The organism is Cellulosilyticum sp. WCF-2, assembly GCF_003990395.1.
In the GTDB taxonomy this organism is placed as follows: Bacteria; Bacillota; Clostridia; order Lachnospirales; family Cellulosilyticaceae; genus Cellulosilyticum; species Cellulosilyticum lentocellum.
Genome location: NZ_CP034675.1, coordinates 1,256,677 through 1,273,614 on the forward strand (window position 1 = coordinate 1,256,677; position 16,938 = coordinate 1,273,614).

Below are 16,938 nucleotides of genomic sequence, written 5' to 3' on the forward strand. Positions count from 1 at the left end.
ATAAAAATAGAGAAGGTGAGGGAGAGGAATGATTAGAATAATCGATTCAACCTTAGCTAGACTCGATCATTGCCTTCCAAGTAAGGAGCAAGTACTTACATTTTGCTACCTCATGAGAGACATTGGCATTGTAGATTTAGAGATTTCAGTAAAGATTTATAAGCTACTAGAGAGTTTACCAGAAGGCTTTAGGTTTTATTTGACTTTATTAAATACACCAGAGAGTGTAAAAGTTTATCCTGATGTTTATAAGCTGATTATCCCTAGGTCTCAAATAGAGGGGACTATTGGCCAAATTCAAATGAATGATATTAGAGAGGTTGTGCAGCTCAAAGCCTATGAACACTGTAGTTATATAAGAATTATAGGCTTAGACGATTTGCTTTGTCACAATTATACCTATGTAATGCAAGAGATTATGACTACATTAAAAAATAGCAAAGTTAATCTTTGCCCTGAAAATCTGTATCATTGTGCCACTGCAATTGCTGTAGAGTGGGCTTTAAAAGGGGGAAAAGAAGTAACAACTAGTTTTACAGGTATAGGGGGATTAGCTGCCACAGAAGAAGTATTAATGGCATTAAGAATAACCAGTAGATATAAGATTAATCAAGATATAAGTGCTTTAGTTCAGCTTAAAACTCTTTTTGAACAAATGACAGGAGAACATATACAAAAGAATAAACCTATTATTGGAGAAGCTATTTTTTGTGTGGAATCAGGCATTCATGTAGATGGCATTATGAAAAAGGAAGCGATTTATGAGGCATATTCTCCAACAGAGGTAGGTCAAAAGAGAACCATTGTTATAGGAAAGCATTCAGGAAGCTCAGCTGTAGCAGCGAAGCTTAAAGAGTGTCAAATCCCCATGCTAGATGAGGCGCATATGAGGCGGTTACTTCTCGCAGTAAAGCAAGTAAGCATGAAAAAAAGAAGGAGCATAAGTGATGAAGAATTTATAGTCATAGTAAGAGAGGTGATGGCTTATGAGAGAAAAGAGAAAGATAGTTGATACGACCCTAAGAGATGGCGAACAACAAGCAGGCATAGCCTTAAGACCAGAAGAAAAATTAGAAATAGCATTACTATTAGATGCTATAGGTGTTCATGAAATCGAAGCGGGCATTCCTAGTTTGGGAGCAGGAGAAATAAGCTATCTCAAAGCCGTGATGAAAAGAAAAAAACAAGCACAAATTTCTGTTTGGACTAGAGCTAATACAGAGGATATCAAACATGCTACTTGTTGCAGCCCGGATATTATTCATATTGGAACGCCTATATCTTATATACAGATTTATACCAAGTTAAAGAAAAATAAAGTGTGGATACAAAAAAATTTAGTAGATTGCATTGAAATAGCCCATAATCAAGGAATAGAAGTGACTATAGGTTTCGAAGACGCCTCAAGAGCGGATATGGGTTATATTATTAGTACTGCAAAATTAGTAAGTAAATTAGGGATAAAGCTTATTCGTATAGCAGATACCGTGGGTGTTTTGACACCAAGCCGTACAAGATCTATGGTTCAGGAATTAATGAATCAAGTAGACATAGAGGTAGAAATTCATGTTCACAATGATTTAGGTATGGCGGTTGCAAACTCTATTGAAGGGCTTAAAGCAGGAGCTAGTCATGTAGATTGTACCTTAGGTGGACTTGGGGAACGTACAGGTAACTGCAACCTTTATGATTTAGTTCATGCAACTGAAAGGTATTTTGACTTCGGAATTAATAAGAGTCATATTAAAAAAGTAGAACAAAGATTAGAGCAAATCCTAGGCAAAGGTCAATTAGCATGAAGCTTTCATACCAATAAAGTCTCTGTATCACGCTATGGAGAAATAGAAGTCCTGAGAAGAATGTGTATAGTGTAAAGTAATCTATGAAAGATAAGAATCAAAGAGGAGCGATACTATACTTAAAAAAGATGGGTTTAAGGAGGACAATAATGAGTAATAAGATAGCGGTATTATTAAATGAGGAAAAACAACTAGCTAGTTTTGTAGATGCTACATTAATCTATATTTATGAAAAAGCAGGTGAATGGCAAGTAACACAAATGACAGAAACAAAAGATTTAGCATACAAAAGAGAAAATGACATAAAGAACTTTACCTTAGCGCTTATAGAAAAATTAAAGTGCTGCAAAGTCATAGTAGGCACACTTATTCTTGGTGTGCCTTATTATTTATTAATCAGAGCAGGATATGAATTATGTGAGGCACCTACATTTTCAATGCTACTTTTAGAACAAATCTACGAAGATTATTACAAAATACCAGAGGAAACAAGCAAAAAACAAACAATGGAATTAGAAGGTGAAGGGAGTAATCATTTGATGTCAACAGAGCATATAAGTAGGTCTCCCATACCATTAGATGGGGCGGATAACTACTTTATTGATATGATAGCCGTACAAAAGGCTTATCCGGAAATGAGTTCTAAGAAAATACTTCTTCCTTTTTTCAGCAATACTATATTTCGTAGTCTAAAAGTTAATTGCAGTCATGTTATGCCTTGGTTAGAAAATTATTTAGAGCAGAATAGTTTAATAATGAGTATCAGTAGGGGGCAAGGAATCTATACACTTAGTATCACTCATAAAGTATGTTCTTGCTAAGTTTATAGTCAATAAATATATTACTCATCTTTTTAATAGTTAACTTATGACTTGAGATATAGATCTATTGTTTAAAGTTATATAAAGATTTTATTTCGTGAAGAGTGTTCACTTATTGTATAAAGGCACCTAATTAGAATAGATGATAAAGTTAAGGAGGAAATGATATGAAAAGAATAGAAACATCCTATGGTGTATTAGAAGGGGCTACAGATCTTGTTTATTATAAAAATGGTAATCTTAGAAGCTGCAAACTAGAAAAATATAATGCCATAACCACTTCCATAGGCTTTCTTGTGCCACAATATGGAGACATGGATACACGTACTAAATTGAGGGAAGCTATCAGCTTTTATGATACAGGAGAACTTAAAAGTATTTACTTAAAAGAGCCTGTAATTGTAAATACTACAGTAGGGACTCTTAAGGGAGAATTTATTACATTTTATAAACAAGGAACTATTCACCGCTTATTTCCTCTTTATGGTCAAGTCAGTGGGTATTGGTCAGAAGAAGAAGAATACCAATTGGCAGAAAAAGCTACTTTTAAAATAGGTGAGCTGCAAGTAAGTAATAAAATGAATAGCTATTGCTTTTATCCTAGTGGATATTTAAAAAGTCTTAGCTTATGGAGTAAGGAAGTTCTAATAGTTCAGCTTCATAAGAAGAATATTGCTATAAGGTTAGGTATAGCTTTTTATGAGAATGGTAATATTAAGTCCTTAGAACCATATGTACCTACCAAGATAAAGACACCAATAGGAGATATTATGGCCTATAGCAATGAGCCTATTGGTATACACGGCGACACTAATTCTCTTATTCTAGACGAAGATGGAAGAATAAAAGGAATAACAACTGTATCAACTGCTATACGAATGAATAACGATCAAGGAGAAGAACAGGTGATTGCACCTCATTTAGTAAGAAGTCAGTTAGATATTGAGAGATGGGTTATTTCACCTATAACAATTAGCTTTCTCGAAAATCAAGTTATGATTGTAGATGAGCATACTACTTATAGACTTAACAAAGATGATTTTAAGTGGAGCACCACACAAATAGGTTTTGAAGAAATAGGGCATGAATGCGGTAATTGTCAGGGGTGTAAAAATTGCTCATAAATAATTTATAAAAAAAGTAAAAAACCGCTTGACGTATGTATATAATACATGATATATTAAACAAGTCGTCAGGACGACATGAATGCAAGATGGTGGGTATAGCTCAGTTGGTAGTAGCACTGGATTGTGGTTCCAGGTGTCGTGGGTTCGAGCCCCATTACCCACCCTTTACTATAAAAATAGTAATGTAGGGTTATCGCCAAGCGGTAAGGCACAGGATTTTGATTCCTGCATTCGGAGGTTCGAATCCTCCTAGCCCTGTTAGTAGGATAAATTCTACTTTAATTTAATAAGGAGAGATGGTCGAGTTGGTTTAAGGCACCGGTCTTGAAAACCGGCGAGGGTAACACCTCCCTGGGTTCGAATCCCAGTCTCTCCGTTATATAAAAGTGGTATGGCAATGATTCAGTTCAATGCTGTACCACTTTTTCGTTGACAGGAAATACTAACAAGCAGTTGGAATAGTCGATATAATTCGTATGTGAAGAAAATATTGACAAATGTATTGTTCGGCTATATGATAGGGATAAATAGCAAAGGTGCTATGAGCCAGTACAGCTCATAGCACCTTTTTTGTTTTTTAAAAAGAATTATGTAAAGGGGGATTTAATATGAAAAAAATAGTTAAAAGGTTAACTGCTCTTACAACAAGCGTATTATTATGCGGTATGCTTCTAACAGGTTGTACTAGCACAGGTGAAGCAACTGACAAAGCAAGTAGCTCTAACGAGGATGTTATTAAAATTGGAGTGTTTGAACCAATAACAGGAAGCCTAGCAGCAGGCGGAGCTATTGAAAAAGAAGGGATTGAGATTGCCTATGCTGAAAGAAGCGAAGTATTAGGTAAAAAAGTTGAACTCGTTATTGCAGATAATAAATCTGAAAAAGTAGAAGCGGCTAATGCCGTTTCAAGATTAATTGAAAAAGATAAAGTTGCTGCTATTATTGGTTCATATTCTTCAACACCTTCTATCGGAGCTGGAGATGTTATTAAAGAAGCAGGTATACCAACTGTAGGTGTATCTTGTACTAACCCATTAGTTACTCAAGGTAATGATTGGTACTTTAGAGTTTGTTTCATCGATCCTTATCAAGGAAAAGTAATGGCCAACTATGCGTACAATAAATTAGGTGCTAGAACAGCGGCAGTTACTCGTGAAGTAGGAGCTGACTACTCAGTAGGCCTTGCACAGTTCTTCACTGATGAATTCATCCGCTTAAATGGCGGAGATGAGAGCTGTATTGTTGCCACAGCAGATTATCAATCAGGAGATCAAGACTTTAATGCACAAATCACTAATATATCCAAAGCCAATCCAGATATTATTTTTGCACCAGGTAACTTTACAGAGTGTTCAATGCTTATCAAACAAGCTCGTCAATTAGGCGTAACAACACCATTCTTGGGTGGAGATACTTGGGAAACACCTGAGTTCATAACGATTGGTGGTACAGAAGTAGAAGGTGCATTGTTCTCTACTTTCTTTGATTCCAATGCAGATTTCACACCACAAACTAAAACTTTTGTTGAAAACTATAAAGCTAGCCATAATGGGGAAGAACCAGCAGCTGTTACAGCACTTGCTTACGATGCATACAATGTAGTACTTGATGCCATTGAAAGAGCGGGTAGTACAGATCCAGCAGCTATTCAAAAAGCGCTTAAAGAGACAAAAGATTTCCCGGGAGTAGCAGGGTACATTAATTTTGATGAAAACGGGGATGCAACTAAGAGTGCTGTTATCAAAGAAATTAAAGATGGTAAATTTACTTATGTAGATTCTGTATCAGCAGAGTAATTAATAAAACACGCTATTAAAGTATTACAAAACTAGATACTTATTGAGACAGTATTAAAACAGGAGGGGATAACCCCTCTTGTTTCTAATCATATGGAAGAAAACCTTACTAGAATGTGATGAAAGAGGAGTAGTAATAAAAATGAGGAGGCAGATCTATGACCTTAGAGATTTTTTTGCAACAACTAGTTAATGGGCTAACGTTAGGTAGCTTGTTTGCTCTAGTAGCAATTGGTTATACAATGGTTTACGGTATTTTACGACTTATCAACTTTGCTCATGGTGATATATTTATGATGGCCATGTACATAGCCTTTTTTAGTATTAGCATATTCAGTGTACCTTGGTACATTTCTTTTATATTAGTTATTGCTTTAACCGCTTTATTGGGAATTGCAACAGAAAAAGTAGCTTATAAACCTCTTAGAGAGCAAGGGGCTCCAAGCATTTCGCTATTGATTTCTTCAATAGGTGCTTCTTATCTTATGGAAAACTTAGCAACAGTGCTTTTTACAGGGCGTCCTAAAAACTTTCCTCAAATTCCTTTTTTTACGGATATGATAACTATAGGAGGTATACATATACAACGTCTTGCCATTATGGTGCCTATTATTACTTTAGTGCTACTTTTGGCACTTCTCTATCTCATCAATCATACAAAAACTGGTATGGCTATGAGAGCTGTTTCAAAAGATGTAGAAACAGCAAGACTTATGGGGATTAGTGTTAATAAAGTAATTACAGCCACCTTTGGGATAGGTTCAGCTCTTGCAGCAGTTGGAGCTATCATGTGGGGAATGAAATACTTGCAGATTAAACCAGATGTGGGTGTTATGCCGGGAATGAAATGTTTCATTGCAGCAGTAATTGGTGGTATTGGTAATATCAAAGGTGCTGTAGTAGGGGGGCTATTACTAGGATTAATAGAAGTATTAATTGTAGCATTTATTCCATCTTTAACGGGATATAGAGATGCTTTTTCATTCATTTTACTTATTATTATCTTACTTGTAAGACCAAATGGGCTTATTGGTGAGAAAATAGCTGAAAAGGTATAGGGGGGATTATAATGAAAAAGATCAACTTAAGTAAAAAAAACAATATGATCCTTTCTTTAATTGCTATTGCAGTGCTGATCATATTTTTATTTATTGCAGAACCTGTATTCGGAAAATATGTTTCTCGCATTATAAAATTAAGTGCTATCTATGCTATTTGTGCTCTGTCCATGAATATGGTTAATGGTTTCACTGGCTTGTTTTCATTAGGACAACCAGGTTTTATGGCAATAGGTGCATATACTACAGCTATATTAACTCTCACACAGTCTGATAAACAATCTGTATTTTATATGTCACCTATGCCAGCATTTTTAGAGAGTGCACATCTTCCATTTATTGTGGCTCTTGTCTTAGGAGGGTTACTTGCAGCAGCCTGTGCTTATATCATAGGTTTTCCAGTTTTAAGATTAAGGGGAGATTACTTAGCAATTGCTACCCTTGGCTTTTCAGAGATAATTCGTGTTATTCTTCAAAATATGCAAAATATCACCAATGGCCCACTAGGTATTAATAAAATTCCTAATCACGTTAGTATGTGGATGGCATTTGGTGTATTAGCTATTATTACGATATTTATGTTAGTTATGATGAAGACTTCTTATGGACGTGCTTTAAAAGCAATTAGAGAAGACGAAGTAGCTGCAGAAGCAATGGGAGTTAATTTATTTAAGCATAAAATGTTAGCTTTTGTATTGTCTGGGTTTATCGCAGGCATAGCAGGGGGGTTATTAGGTTCGTTAGTAGGTGCGATTGATCCTACACAATTCAAATTTACATTTGCTTATACCTTATTGTTGATGGTTGTTCTAGGAGGACAAGGCTCCATCTCTGGTTCAATTGTAGGGGCTTTCATTATTACTTGTGCTCAAGAAATATTAAGATTTGTAGATGAGCCAATTAACTTTGGTTTTATCCATTATCCAGGCATCGAAGGTATGCGTATGGTTGTTTTCTCTGTCATGCTTATGTGTATTATTTTGTTTTGGAGCAGAGGTATATTTGGAAACAAGGAATTTTCTTGGAGTGGTTTGCTGGGACTATTTAAAAGAAAGCAAACTAAAGTAGCACAAGAAACTAAGGAGGTGTAGCAGATGCCGATGCTAGAAGCCAAAAATGCCACCATGCAATTTGGTGGATTAATAGCAGTTAATGAACTTAATATAGAAATAAATGAAGGTGAAATCGTGGCCATCATTGGGCCTAATGGAGCAGGAAAGACTACAGCTTTTAATATGATAACAGGTGTTTATACACCTACTATAGGAAGCATCCTATTTAATGGTAAATGTCTTAATAAAATGAAACCAAATAAAATTGCTGAATTAGGTATTGCTCGCACCTTTCAAAATATCAGGCTATTTAAAAACCTTACAGTATTAGAAAATGTACTGATTGCAAATCATCTCAGACTAAAAAGTGGTCTTTTTAGTTCAGTGCTTCATTTACCCAATGCTCAAAAAGAAGAGAAGGAAATGTTAGAGTATTCTCTTTCTATATTAGAATGTACTGGCCTCTTGGAACATAAAGACGATATTGCCTCAAGTTTGCCTTATGGTTTACAAAGAAGACTTGAAATAGCCAGAGCTTTGGCAACAAAACCTAAATTGCTTTTATTAGATGAGCCAGCAGCTGGTATGAACCCTAAGGAAAGTGAAGATTTAACAGAGTTTATTAGACAAATTAGAAATCAGTTTGATTTAACTATTTTATTAATAGAGCATCATATGCAATTGGTTATGGGGATATCAGAACGTATTTATGTATTAGAGTATGGAACAACCATAGCTCATGGAACACCTACTGAAATCCAAAATAATAAGGCTGTTATTAAAGCTTATCTTGGAGAGGAGGAATAAGAATGTTAACCATTGAGAATCTATATGTAAGATATGGAGGAATAGAAGCACTTAGAGGCATTTTTATGCAAATTCCAGAAGGTAAAATCGTTACCTTAGTAGGTGCAAATGGAGCAGGGAAATCTACTACTCTTAGAGCAATTACTAAATTAATTACACCAGCATCAGGGAGAATTATCTATAAAGGTGAAAGTATAATGAGTTGCACTACTCAGGATATTGTAAAGAAAGGCATTACCTTAGTGCCAGAAGGGCGTAGGGTATTTGCAGACCTAACAGTAGAAGAAAATCTAAAAATAGGGGCTTATACTAGAAAAGATCAAAGTGAAATTAAAAAAGATATAGACTATGTTAATGATATCTTTCCGCGTTTAAAAGAAAGAAAAAATCAGCTAGCGGGAACTTTATCTGGGGGAGAGCAGCAAATGCTAGCAGTAGGTAGAGCGCTTATGTCAAAACCAAAAGTACTTATGATGGATGAGCCTAGTTTAGGATTAGCACCATTAGTGGTAAAAGATATATTTGCCATTATAAAAGAAGTAAATGAAAAAGCAGGAATGACGATACTACTCATTGAGCAAAATGCTAATGCTGCACTTAAGATTGCAGATTATGGTTATGTCATGGAGACAGGTACCATAGGATTAGAGGGACCTGGAATGGATTTATTAAATAATGAGCAAGTAAAAGAATTATATTTAGGGAAAATAGGATAATCTATTCGTGAGTTATAAAAAGGACTGTAAATACAGATAGCTTATTCATTAGCAGTAGAGTAACAGTCCTTTTTAGCTATTATAGAAAAGAGAGTATTTTTAACATAGATTAAAAGATATATTTTAGAAAGTATTTTTACCAAAGAAAAGAGAAGGCAGTAACAAAAAAAGTAAATCTTAGTTTATTTTATTAGAAAGATTAGTTTTAAGAAAGAAATAAGGATATTAGTGATGTGTTTTTATTAAAAACAACGGCAAAAGTTGACCTGTTTTTGCAAAAATAACGCTTAAAGGTGGATAATTTTGTGTATAAATCTATAAATGCTGTGGATAATAAGTGAATAACTTAAAAAAGTTGTTCCTAACTAAAAAAAGTTTAAAAAAGGTGTTGACGCTGATAAAAAGATGCTGTAGTATTATACGAGTCAGCAGCAAACAGCAGCAGACAAGAAAAGGCATTAAGCCTTGATAATAATGAACTTTGAAAACAAAATAGTAACTATAAACCAGTCGATTCATTACGTCTCTAATAAGAGATGAGAATCAGTACAACTTGTACTAAGTAAAATAGTCAGTAGTAGAAATACTACACGGACAAACTTTTATATGAGAGTTTGATCCTGGCTCAGGATGAACGCTGGCGGCGTGCTTAACACATGCAAGTCGAACGAAGTGATAGGAGCTTGCTCCTAGAACTTAGTGGCGGACGGGTGAGTAACGCGTGGGTAACCTGCCCTATGCAGGGGGATAACGTTTGGAAACGAACGCTAATACCGCATAAACTATGGACAATCGCATGATTGTTATAGTAAAGATTTTATCGGCATAGGATGGACCCGCGTTGGATTAGCTAGTTGGTGAGATAACAGCCCACCAAGGCGACGATCCATAGCCGGCCTGAGAGGGTGAACGGCCACATTGGGACTGAGACACGGCCCAAACTCCTACGGGAGGCAGCAGTGGGGAATATTGCACAATGGGCGCAAGCCTGATGCAGCGACGCCGCGTGAAGGAAGAAGGTCTTCGGATTGTAAACTTCTATCAGCAGGGAAGAAAAAATGACGGTACCTGACTAAGAAGCTCCGGCTAACTACGTGCCAGCAGCCGCGGTAATACGTAGGGAGCGAGCGTTATCCGGATTTACTGGGTGTAAAGGGTGCGTAGGCGGTTTGTTAAGTCAGAAGTGAAATTTAGGGGCTCAACCTCTAAGCTGCTTCTGAAACTGATGAACTAGAGTGTGGGAGAGGAAAGTGGAATTCCGAGTGTAGCGGTGAAATGCGTAGAGATTCGGAGGAACACCAGTAGCGAAGGCGGCTTTCTGGACCATAACTGACGCTGAGGCACGAAAGCGTGGGGAGCAAACAGGATTAGATACCCTGGTAGTCCACGCTGTAAACGATGAATGCTAGGTGTCGGGGCTTACGGGTCTCGGTGCCGAAGTTAACACATTAAGCATTCCACCTGGGAAGTACGATCGCAAGATTGAAACTCAAAGGAATTGACGGGGACCCGCACAAGCGGTGGAGCATGTGGTTTAATTCGAAGCAACGCGAAGAACCTTACCTAAACTTGACATCCTTTTGACTAGAGGGTAATGCCTCTTTCTCTAGCTTGCTAGAGCAGAAGTGACAGGTGGTGCATGGTTGTCGTCAGCTCGTGTCGTGAGATGTTGGGTTAAGTCCCGCAACGAGCGCAACCCCTATCTTTAGTAGCCAGCATTGAGTTGGGCACTCTAGAGAGACTGCCAGGGATAACTTGGAGGAAGGTGGGGATGACGTCAAATCATCATGCCCCTTATGTTTAGGGCTACACACGTGCTACAATGGCTGCTACAAAGGGAAGCGATCTCGCGAGAGTCAGCAAACCTCAAAAAAGCAGTCCCAGTTCGGATTGTAGTCTGCAACTCGACTACATGAAGTTGGAATCGCTAGTAATCGCGAATCAGAATGTCGCGGTGAATACGTTCCCGGGTCTTGTACACACCGCCCGTCACACCATGGGAGTTGGGGGGGCCCAACGCCGGTGACCCAACCCTTCGGGGAGGGAGCCGTCTAAGGCAAAACCAATAACTGGGGTGAAGTCGTAACAAGGTAGCCGTATCGGAAGGTGCGGCTGGATCACCTCCTTTCTAAGGAATAAGAATTGCTGGTTTAATAGTTACTGTTTTGTTTTGAGAGTTCATCGCTAGATGTAACTATCAAAGCACCGAACCGAAGTGAAACGGCGGTGAGGTGTTGCTTAAGATCTAGTGTAAAATTGAATTCTAATAAATTTGTGGTGATGATGCGCTTAGGGGAAACACCCGTTTCCATTCCGAACACGTAGGTTAAGACCTAAGCGGCTGATGGTACTTGTCGGGAGACTGACTGGGAGAGTAAGTGGTTGCCACATTTATGGGGGTTTAGCTCAGTTGGGAGAGCACCTGCCTTGCACGCAGGGGGTCAAGGGTTCGAATCCCTTAATCTCCACTGTCCAAATAATGGACATGATTGTACTAAATGTACTACTTGTACTTTGAAAAACAAATACTACAACAATTATAGATTTGTAAGTTATAGCAATATAACTTGCGCCTAACGATAAATGTACACGCACATTAGTGCAAAAATGTTTGTCAGGGTGTAAAATCTACAATTTAACCGATATAGTCAGAAATGACTTAAAACATTCTTTGTTTTTATCAGAAATGATAATTAACAAGGCACGAAACGACCAGAGAAAGTCGTGGAATAAGGCTTCGATAAAGTTGAACGCTGTACAAACAAACACCCTCCGGGTGTGAGAGTCAGTAAATTCAACAAGAAGATCGCTTGTTTCATCAACTGTCTCTAAATAGGTCAAGCTACTAAGAGCGTAGAGTGGATGCCTTGGCACCGAGAGCCGATGAAGGACGTGATAAGCTGCGAAAAGCTACGGGGAGTTGCAAATAAACCTTGATCCGTAGATATCCGAATGGGGAAACCTGGCAGAGCAAACCTCTGTCATCCTATAGCCAATACATAACTATAGGAAGGGAACGAAGGGAACTGAAACATCTAAGTACCTTCAGGAGGAGAAAGAAACATCGATTTCCTAAGTAGCGGCGAGCGAAAGGGAAACAGGCCAAACCAGATTACTTGTAATCTGGGGTTGAGGACTGCGTCATGGCAAGAATGCGGATAGCTGAAGAGTCTGGAAAGTCTCATCAAAGAGGGTGATAATCCCGTAAGCGAAATCCAAGTGAAGCCTAGCAGTATCCAGAGTACCACGAGACACGAGAAACCTTGTGGGAAGCCGGGGGGACCACCCCCCAAGCCTAAATACTCCTCGGTGACCGATAGCGCATAGTACTGTGAAGGAAAGGTGAAAAGAACCCCGGGAGGGGAGTGAAAGAGAACCTGAAACTCTATGTTTACAAGCAGTGGAAGCGCCATATGATGCGCAACCGCGTACTTTTTGTAGAACGGTCCGGCGAGTTACTAGCTGTGGCAAGGTTAAGTACCAGGAGGTACGAAGCCGAAGGGAAACCAAGTCTGAATAGGGCGCCAAAATAGTCATTGTTAGTAGACCCGAAACCGGGTGACCTACCCATGTGCAGGATGAAGTTACCGTAAAAGGTAATGGAGGTCCGAACTCACATCTGTTGAAAAAGGTGGAGATGACGTGTGGGTAGCGGAGAAATTCCAATCGAACCCGGAGATAGCTGGTTCTCCTCGAAATAGCTTTAGGGCTAGCGTTGATAGGAGTCTAATGGAGGTAAAGCACTGAATTGCCTAGGGGGCCCACAAGCTTACCGAAGCATATCAAACTAAGAATGCCATCAAGATACCGTCAGCAGTCAGACTACGAGTGATAAGACACGTGGTCAAAAGGAAAACAGTCCAGACCATCAGCTAAGGTCCCCAAGTGTGTGTTAAGTGGAAAAGGATGTGAGATTTCGAAGACAACTAGGATGTTGGCTTAGAAGCAGCCACTCATTCAAAGAGTGCGTAATAGCTCACTAGTCGAGAGATCTTGCGCCGAAAATGTCCGGGGCTAAAACACACCACCGAAGCTATGGAATTCACAATAGTGGATTGGTAGAGGAGCGTTGTAACGACGCAGAAGCAGTACCGTAAGGAGCTGTGGAGTAATTACAAGTGAGAATGCCGGAATGAGTAGCGAGATACAAGTGAGAATCTTGTAGGCCGAATATCCAAGGTTTCCAGAGTAAAGCTGATCTGCTCTGGGTAAGTCGGGACCTAAGGCGAGGACGAAAGTCGTAGTCGATGGACAACTGGTTCATATTCCAGTACTACCTATTATCAGAACTGCAGGGACGCAGGAGGATAAGCAAACCCAGGAATGGTATCCTGGGCCAAGCACAAAGTCGCACCTAACAGGCAAATCCGTTAGGCGAGGATGAAGTGTGATGGGGATCGAAATAAAAGTAGAGAAGTTGCTGAATCCACACTGCCGAGAAAAGCTGCTATTGCGTGATAGGTACCCGTACCGTAAACCGACACAGGTGGATGAGGAGAGAATCCTAAGGCCGACGGGAGAAGCGTTGTTAAGGAACTCGGCAAAATGACCCCGTAACTTAGGGAGAAGGGGTGCCTACTTAGGTAGGCCGCAGAGAATAGGCCCAAGCAACTGTTTAACAAAAACACAGGTCTTTGCTAAACCGAAAGGTGATGTATAAGGGCTGACGCCTGCCCGGTGCTGGAAGGTTAAGGGGAGAGGTTAGTCTAAGGACGAAGCTTTGAACTTAAGCCCCAGTAAACGGCGGCCGTAACTATAACGGTCCTAAGGTAGCGAAATTCCTTGTCAGGTAAGTTCTGACCCGCACGAAAGGCGTAATGATTTGGGCACTGTCTCGACAGCGCACCCGGTGAAATTGTAGTACCAGTGAAGATGCTGGTTACCCGCGACAGGACGGAAAGACCCCGTGGAGCTTTACTGTAGCTTGATACTGAGGTTGGGTATTACATGTACAGGATAGGAGGGAGACTGAGAAATCTGGACGCCAGTCTAGGTGGAGTCGCCGGTGGGATACCTCTCTTGTAATACTTAACTTCTAACCATGGCCCGTTACCCGGGTCTGGGACAATGTCAGGTGGACAGTTTGACTGGGGCGGTCGCCTCCTAAAGAGTAACGGAGGCGCTCAAAGGTAACCTCAGAATGGTCGGAAACCATTCGAAGAGTGCAAAGGCATAAGGTTGCTTGACTGCGACACCGACGGGTGGAGCAGGTACGAAAGTAGGACTTAGTGATCCGGTGGTATGAAAGTGGGATTGCCATCGCTCAACGGATAAAAGCTACCCCGGGGATAACAGGCTTATCTCCCCCAAGAGTTCACATCGACGGGGAGGTTTGGCACCTCGATGTCGGCTCATCGCATCCTGGAGCTGAAGCAGGTTCCAAGGGTTGGGCTGTTCGCCCATTAAAGCGGTACGCGAGCTGGGTTCAGAACGTCGTGAGACAGTTCGGTCCCTATCCGTCGTGGGCGCAGGAAATTTGAGTGGAGCTGTCCTTAGTACGAGAGGACCGGGATGGACGGACCACTGGTGCATCTGTTGTCATACCAATGGCATAGCAGAGTAGCCAAGTCTGGATCTGATAAACGCTGAAGGCATCTAAGCGTGAAGCAGACCACAAGATAAGATTTCCCATCCGAAAGGAGTAAGACCCCTTAGAGACTATGAGGTAGATAGGTTGGAGCTGTAAGTGTAGTAATACATTAAGGTGACCAATACTAACGGTTCGAGGGTTTGACCTAGATAATGAAGGTTAAATAGTTGTAGTATTTGTTTTTGAGAGTATGAGAAGAGAGCACCCGAAAGGGTGTTTTTTTGCATCTAAAAACATAGAAAGTTTATATGCTATTAAGAACTATTAATAAATGAAGATAAAGGATAATTAAATAATAGTGAAATCCGTGCTATCATAATAGTAGGAGGAAGAAAATGAAAAGGGAAAATGACTTTAGCCAAGGAAGCGTAGCAAGAAACATAATAGAATTGGCATTACCTATGACAATAGCTCAGCTTATTAATGTTTTATATAATGTGGTGGATCGTATATATATAGGAAGGATTCCTGGAGATGGAAAAGTGGCCTTAACAGGATTAGGGCTTACTTTCCCGATTATTACCATTATTACAGCATTTGCTAATTTAATAGGAATGGGAGGAACACCATTGTCTTCTATTGAAAGAGGCAAAGGAAATAATGAGAAAGCAGAAAAAATCATGAGTAATAGTTTTACAATGCTTTTAATTCTGGGAATAGTACTGACTATAGTTGGTCTATTGGTAAAGAAGCCAATTCTTTATTTGTTTGGAGCGAGTGATATAACTTTTCCTTATGCAGACAGTTATATTAGTATCTATTTATTAGGGACTATCTTTGTTATGATGGGTTTAGGGCTTAATAGCTATATCAATGCACAGGGTTTCGCAAAAGTAGGAATGCTATCAGTAGCATTAGGTGCGGTTATTAATCTAGTTTTAGATCCTATTTTTATTTATATGCTTGAAATGGGAGTATCAGGAGCTGCATGGGCGACTGTCATTTCACAATTTTGTTCTTGCATTTGGATTCTTAGATTCTTAACAGGAAAACAAACTATATTAAAACTAAGGAAAAAGGATATGAAGTTAGATAGTAAGATTGTGAAAAGAATTTTAGGGTTAGGGTCTTCTGGTTTTGTTATGGCCATTACAAATAGCAGTGTTCAGGTAGTTTGCAATGCAACGCTATCAGTTTTTGGTGGAGATCTTTATATAGGGGTTATGACCGTTATTAATTCTATAAGAGAAATTGTGATGATGCCTGTGCAGGGAATAACTAGTGGGGCACAACCTGTTATGAGTTATAATTATGGTGCTAAAGCTTACAAAAGAGTGATAACTGGCATCAAGTTTTCAACTATTGTCTGTGTGGTTTATGCAACACTAGCATGGATGATGGTTCATTTCTTTGGTAGTTTTTTTATTAAGATTTTTAACAATGAATCTGATTTGGTAAAGGTTGCTGTACCAGCACTTGCTACATATTTTTTTGGATTTTTTATGATGAGTTTTCAATTTGCTGGGCAATCTACCTTCGTGGCTTTAGGCAAATCAAAACAAGCAGTATTCTTTTCAATCTTTAGAAAGGTTATTATTGTAGTACCTCTTACCATACTATTACCAAGAATGGGATATGGAGTAACGGGGGTATTTATGGCTGAGCCAATTTCTAATTTTATCGGTGGAATAGCATGTTATGTGACAATGTTACTTACAGTAGGAAGAGGATTAAAGATGGAGATGACAAAGGTAAATTAAATAGATTGGCTTATATAATAGAATGAGAAAGTGTCTGATTTTATAAGGAAACTACAAAAGAAAGTAATTTGCATGAAGAATAGGGCTAAATCAGATGAGTATTTAAAAAGAGAAAAGCTCCTTTTGAGAGCGCAATAATTATAAGAAGGTAGGGGATATCTATTTTGGAGATTAAGTAGATACCTCTTATTTTTTGTTTTTAATAATTTCCGCAATGGTATTTACAATTATGAATATTTATTTTATGATATTAAAACGTACTAAACATATAAAAATACTATTAAAATACTATAAAAATATAAGCCTGTGAAAAGCACGGTAAAGAAACTAAAGGCAATGATATGCGATACTGTAATTATATGTATATGTATATTTATATGCCAGGACTATGTTTTATTTTCACGTATATCATTGAAGTCCCCAGTTTATAGAGACTATGAAAAGATGTGAAAGTATCAGGTAAATTATACAT

10 protein-coding genes, 4 tRNA genes and 3 rRNA genes are annotated in these 16,938 nt (G+C 38.8%); all 17 read left to right on the forward strand.

What is annotated here, in order from left to right; all coding sequences use genetic code 11:
* Positions 1 to 28 precede the first annotated feature (28 nt).
* The 17 genes from EKH84_RS05545 to EKH84_RS05625 all read left to right on the forward strand — a co-directional run bounded on the left by EKH84_RS05545 (position 29) and on the right by EKH84_RS05625 (position 16,466).
* A complete protein-coding gene (locus tag EKH84_RS05545) occupies positions 29 to 1,012 on the forward strand; it encodes a homocitrate synthase/isopropylmalate synthase family protein (protein WP_127065504.1) in 984 nt (327 codons plus the stop codon).
* Positions 987 to 1,799: a homocitrate synthase gene (locus EKH84_RS05550; RefSeq protein ID WP_127065505.1), complete on the forward strand. Its 813-nt coding sequence runs from the start codon at positions 987 to 989 to the stop codon at positions 1,797 to 1,799. The genes EKH84_RS05545 and EKH84_RS05550 overlap by 26 nt, the downstream gene beginning before the upstream one ends.
* 149 nt (positions 1,800 to 1,948) lie before the next feature.
* Positions 1,949 to 2,620: a Fe-only nitrogenase accessory AnfO family protein gene (locus EKH84_RS05555; RefSeq protein ID WP_190283496.1), complete on the forward strand. Its 672-nt coding sequence runs from the start codon at positions 1,949 to 1,951 to the stop codon at positions 2,618 to 2,620.
* Positions 2,621 to 2,787: 167 nt separating this feature from the next.
* Positions 2,788 to 3,744, forward strand: a complete 957-nt coding sequence (locus tag EKH84_RS05560; RefSeq protein WP_127065507.1) for a hypothetical protein — start codon at positions 2,788 to 2,790, stop codon at positions 3,742 to 3,744.
* Positions 3,745 to 3,836: 92 nt separating this feature from the next.
* Positions 3,837 to 3,910: transfer RNA gene (locus EKH84_RS05565), tRNA-His, on the forward strand.
* A gap of 23 nt (positions 3,911 to 3,933) precedes the next feature.
* Positions 3,934 to 4,005: transfer RNA gene (locus tag EKH84_RS05570), tRNA-Gln, on the forward strand.
* Positions 4,006 to 4,037: 32 nt separating this feature from the next.
* Positions 4,038 to 4,123, forward strand: a tRNA-Ser gene (locus EKH84_RS05575).
* 232 nt (positions 4,124 to 4,355) lie between these two features.
* Positions 4,356 to 5,543 (forward strand): ABC transporter substrate-binding protein, encoded by a 1,188-nt coding sequence (locus tag EKH84_RS05580; RefSeq protein ID WP_127065508.1) that lies wholly within the window; start codon positions 4,356 to 4,358, stop codon positions 5,541 to 5,543.
* Between the two features lie 158 nt (positions 5,544 to 5,701).
* Positions 5,702 to 6,601 (forward strand): branched-chain amino acid ABC transporter permease, encoded by a 900-nt coding sequence (locus EKH84_RS05585; protein WP_127065509.1) that lies wholly within the window; start codon positions 5,702 to 5,704, stop codon positions 6,599 to 6,601.
* A gap of 11 nt (positions 6,602 to 6,612) precedes the next feature.
* Positions 6,613 to 7,692 (forward strand): branched-chain amino acid ABC transporter permease, encoded by a 1,080-nt coding sequence (locus tag EKH84_RS05590; RefSeq protein ID WP_127065510.1) that lies wholly within the window; start codon positions 6,613 to 6,615, stop codon positions 7,690 to 7,692.
* A 9-nt stretch (positions 7,693 to 7,701) separates the two neighbouring features.
* Positions 7,702 to 8,460, forward strand: coding sequence for an ABC transporter ATP-binding protein (locus EKH84_RS05595; RefSeq protein ID WP_334290677.1), 759 nt, complete (start codon positions 7,702 to 7,704; stop codon positions 8,458 to 8,460).
* A gap of 2 nt (positions 8,461 to 8,462) precedes the next feature.
* The gene (locus EKH84_RS05600; RefSeq protein ID WP_127065511.1) at positions 8,463 to 9,176 is read left to right on the forward strand and encodes an ABC transporter ATP-binding protein; all 714 of its coding nucleotides are present in this window, start codon (positions 8,463 to 8,465) and stop codon (positions 9,174 to 9,176) included.
* A gap of 602 nt (positions 9,177 to 9,778) precedes the next feature.
* Positions 9,779 to 11,304: ribosomal RNA gene (locus tag EKH84_RS05605) — 16S ribosomal RNA — on the forward strand.
* A 145-nt stretch (positions 11,305 to 11,449) separates the two neighbouring features.
* Positions 11,450 to 11,567: ribosomal RNA gene (gene rrf / locus EKH84_RS05610) — 5S ribosomal RNA — on the forward strand.
* 4 nt (positions 11,568 to 11,571) lie between these two features.
* Positions 11,572 to 11,644 (forward strand) — tRNA-Ala (locus EKH84_RS05615).
* Between the two features lie 367 nt (positions 11,645 to 12,011).
* Positions 12,012 to 14,914 (forward strand): 23S ribosomal RNA (locus EKH84_RS05620).
* The 16S, 23S and 5S rRNA genes sit together here with 1 tRNA gene alongside, the layout of an rRNA operon.
* Positions 14,915 to 15,101: 187 nt before the next feature.
* On the forward strand, positions 15,102 to 16,466 hold the full coding sequence (locus tag EKH84_RS05625; protein WP_127065512.1) for an MATE family efflux transporter: 1,365 nt from the start codon (positions 15,102 to 15,104) through the stop codon (positions 16,464 to 16,466).
* The last annotated feature ends 472 nt before the right edge of the window (positions 16,467 to 16,938 follow it).

Bases quoted from the DNA above. Each gene is read 5' to 3' on its own strand.
- EKH84_RS05545 (WP_127065504.1), top strand. From the start codon at position 29: ATGATTAGAATAATCGATTCAACCTTAGCTAGACTCGATCATTGCCTT.
- EKH84_RS05550 (WP_127065505.1), top strand. From the start codon at position 987: ATGAGAGAAAAGAGAAAGATAGTTGATACGACCCTAAGAGATGGCGAA.
- EKH84_RS05555 (WP_190283496.1), top strand. From the start codon at position 1,949: ATGAGTAATAAGATAGCGGTATTATTAAATGAGGAAAAACAACTAGCT.
- EKH84_RS05560 (WP_127065507.1), top strand. From the start codon at position 2,788: ATGAAAAGAATAGAAACATCCTATGGTGTATTAGAAGGGGCTACAGAT.
- EKH84_RS05580 (WP_127065508.1), top strand. From the start codon at position 4,356: ATGAAAAAAATAGTTAAAAGGTTAACTGCTCTTACAACAAGCGTATTA.
- EKH84_RS05585 (WP_127065509.1), top strand. From the start codon at position 5,702: ATGACCTTAGAGATTTTTTTGCAACAACTAGTTAATGGGCTAACGTTA.
- EKH84_RS05590 (WP_127065510.1), top strand. From the start codon at position 6,613: ATGAAAAAGATCAACTTAAGTAAAAAAAACAATATGATCCTTTCTTTA.
- EKH84_RS05595 (WP_334290677.1), top strand. From the start codon at position 7,702: ATGCTAGAAGCCAAAAATGCCACCATGCAATTTGGTGGATTAATAGCA.
- EKH84_RS05600 (WP_127065511.1), top strand. From the start codon at position 8,463: ATGTTAACCATTGAGAATCTATATGTAAGATATGGAGGAATAGAAGCA.
- EKH84_RS05625 (WP_127065512.1), top strand. From the start codon at position 15,102: ATGAAAAGGGAAAATGACTTTAGCCAAGGAAGCGTAGCAAGAAACATA.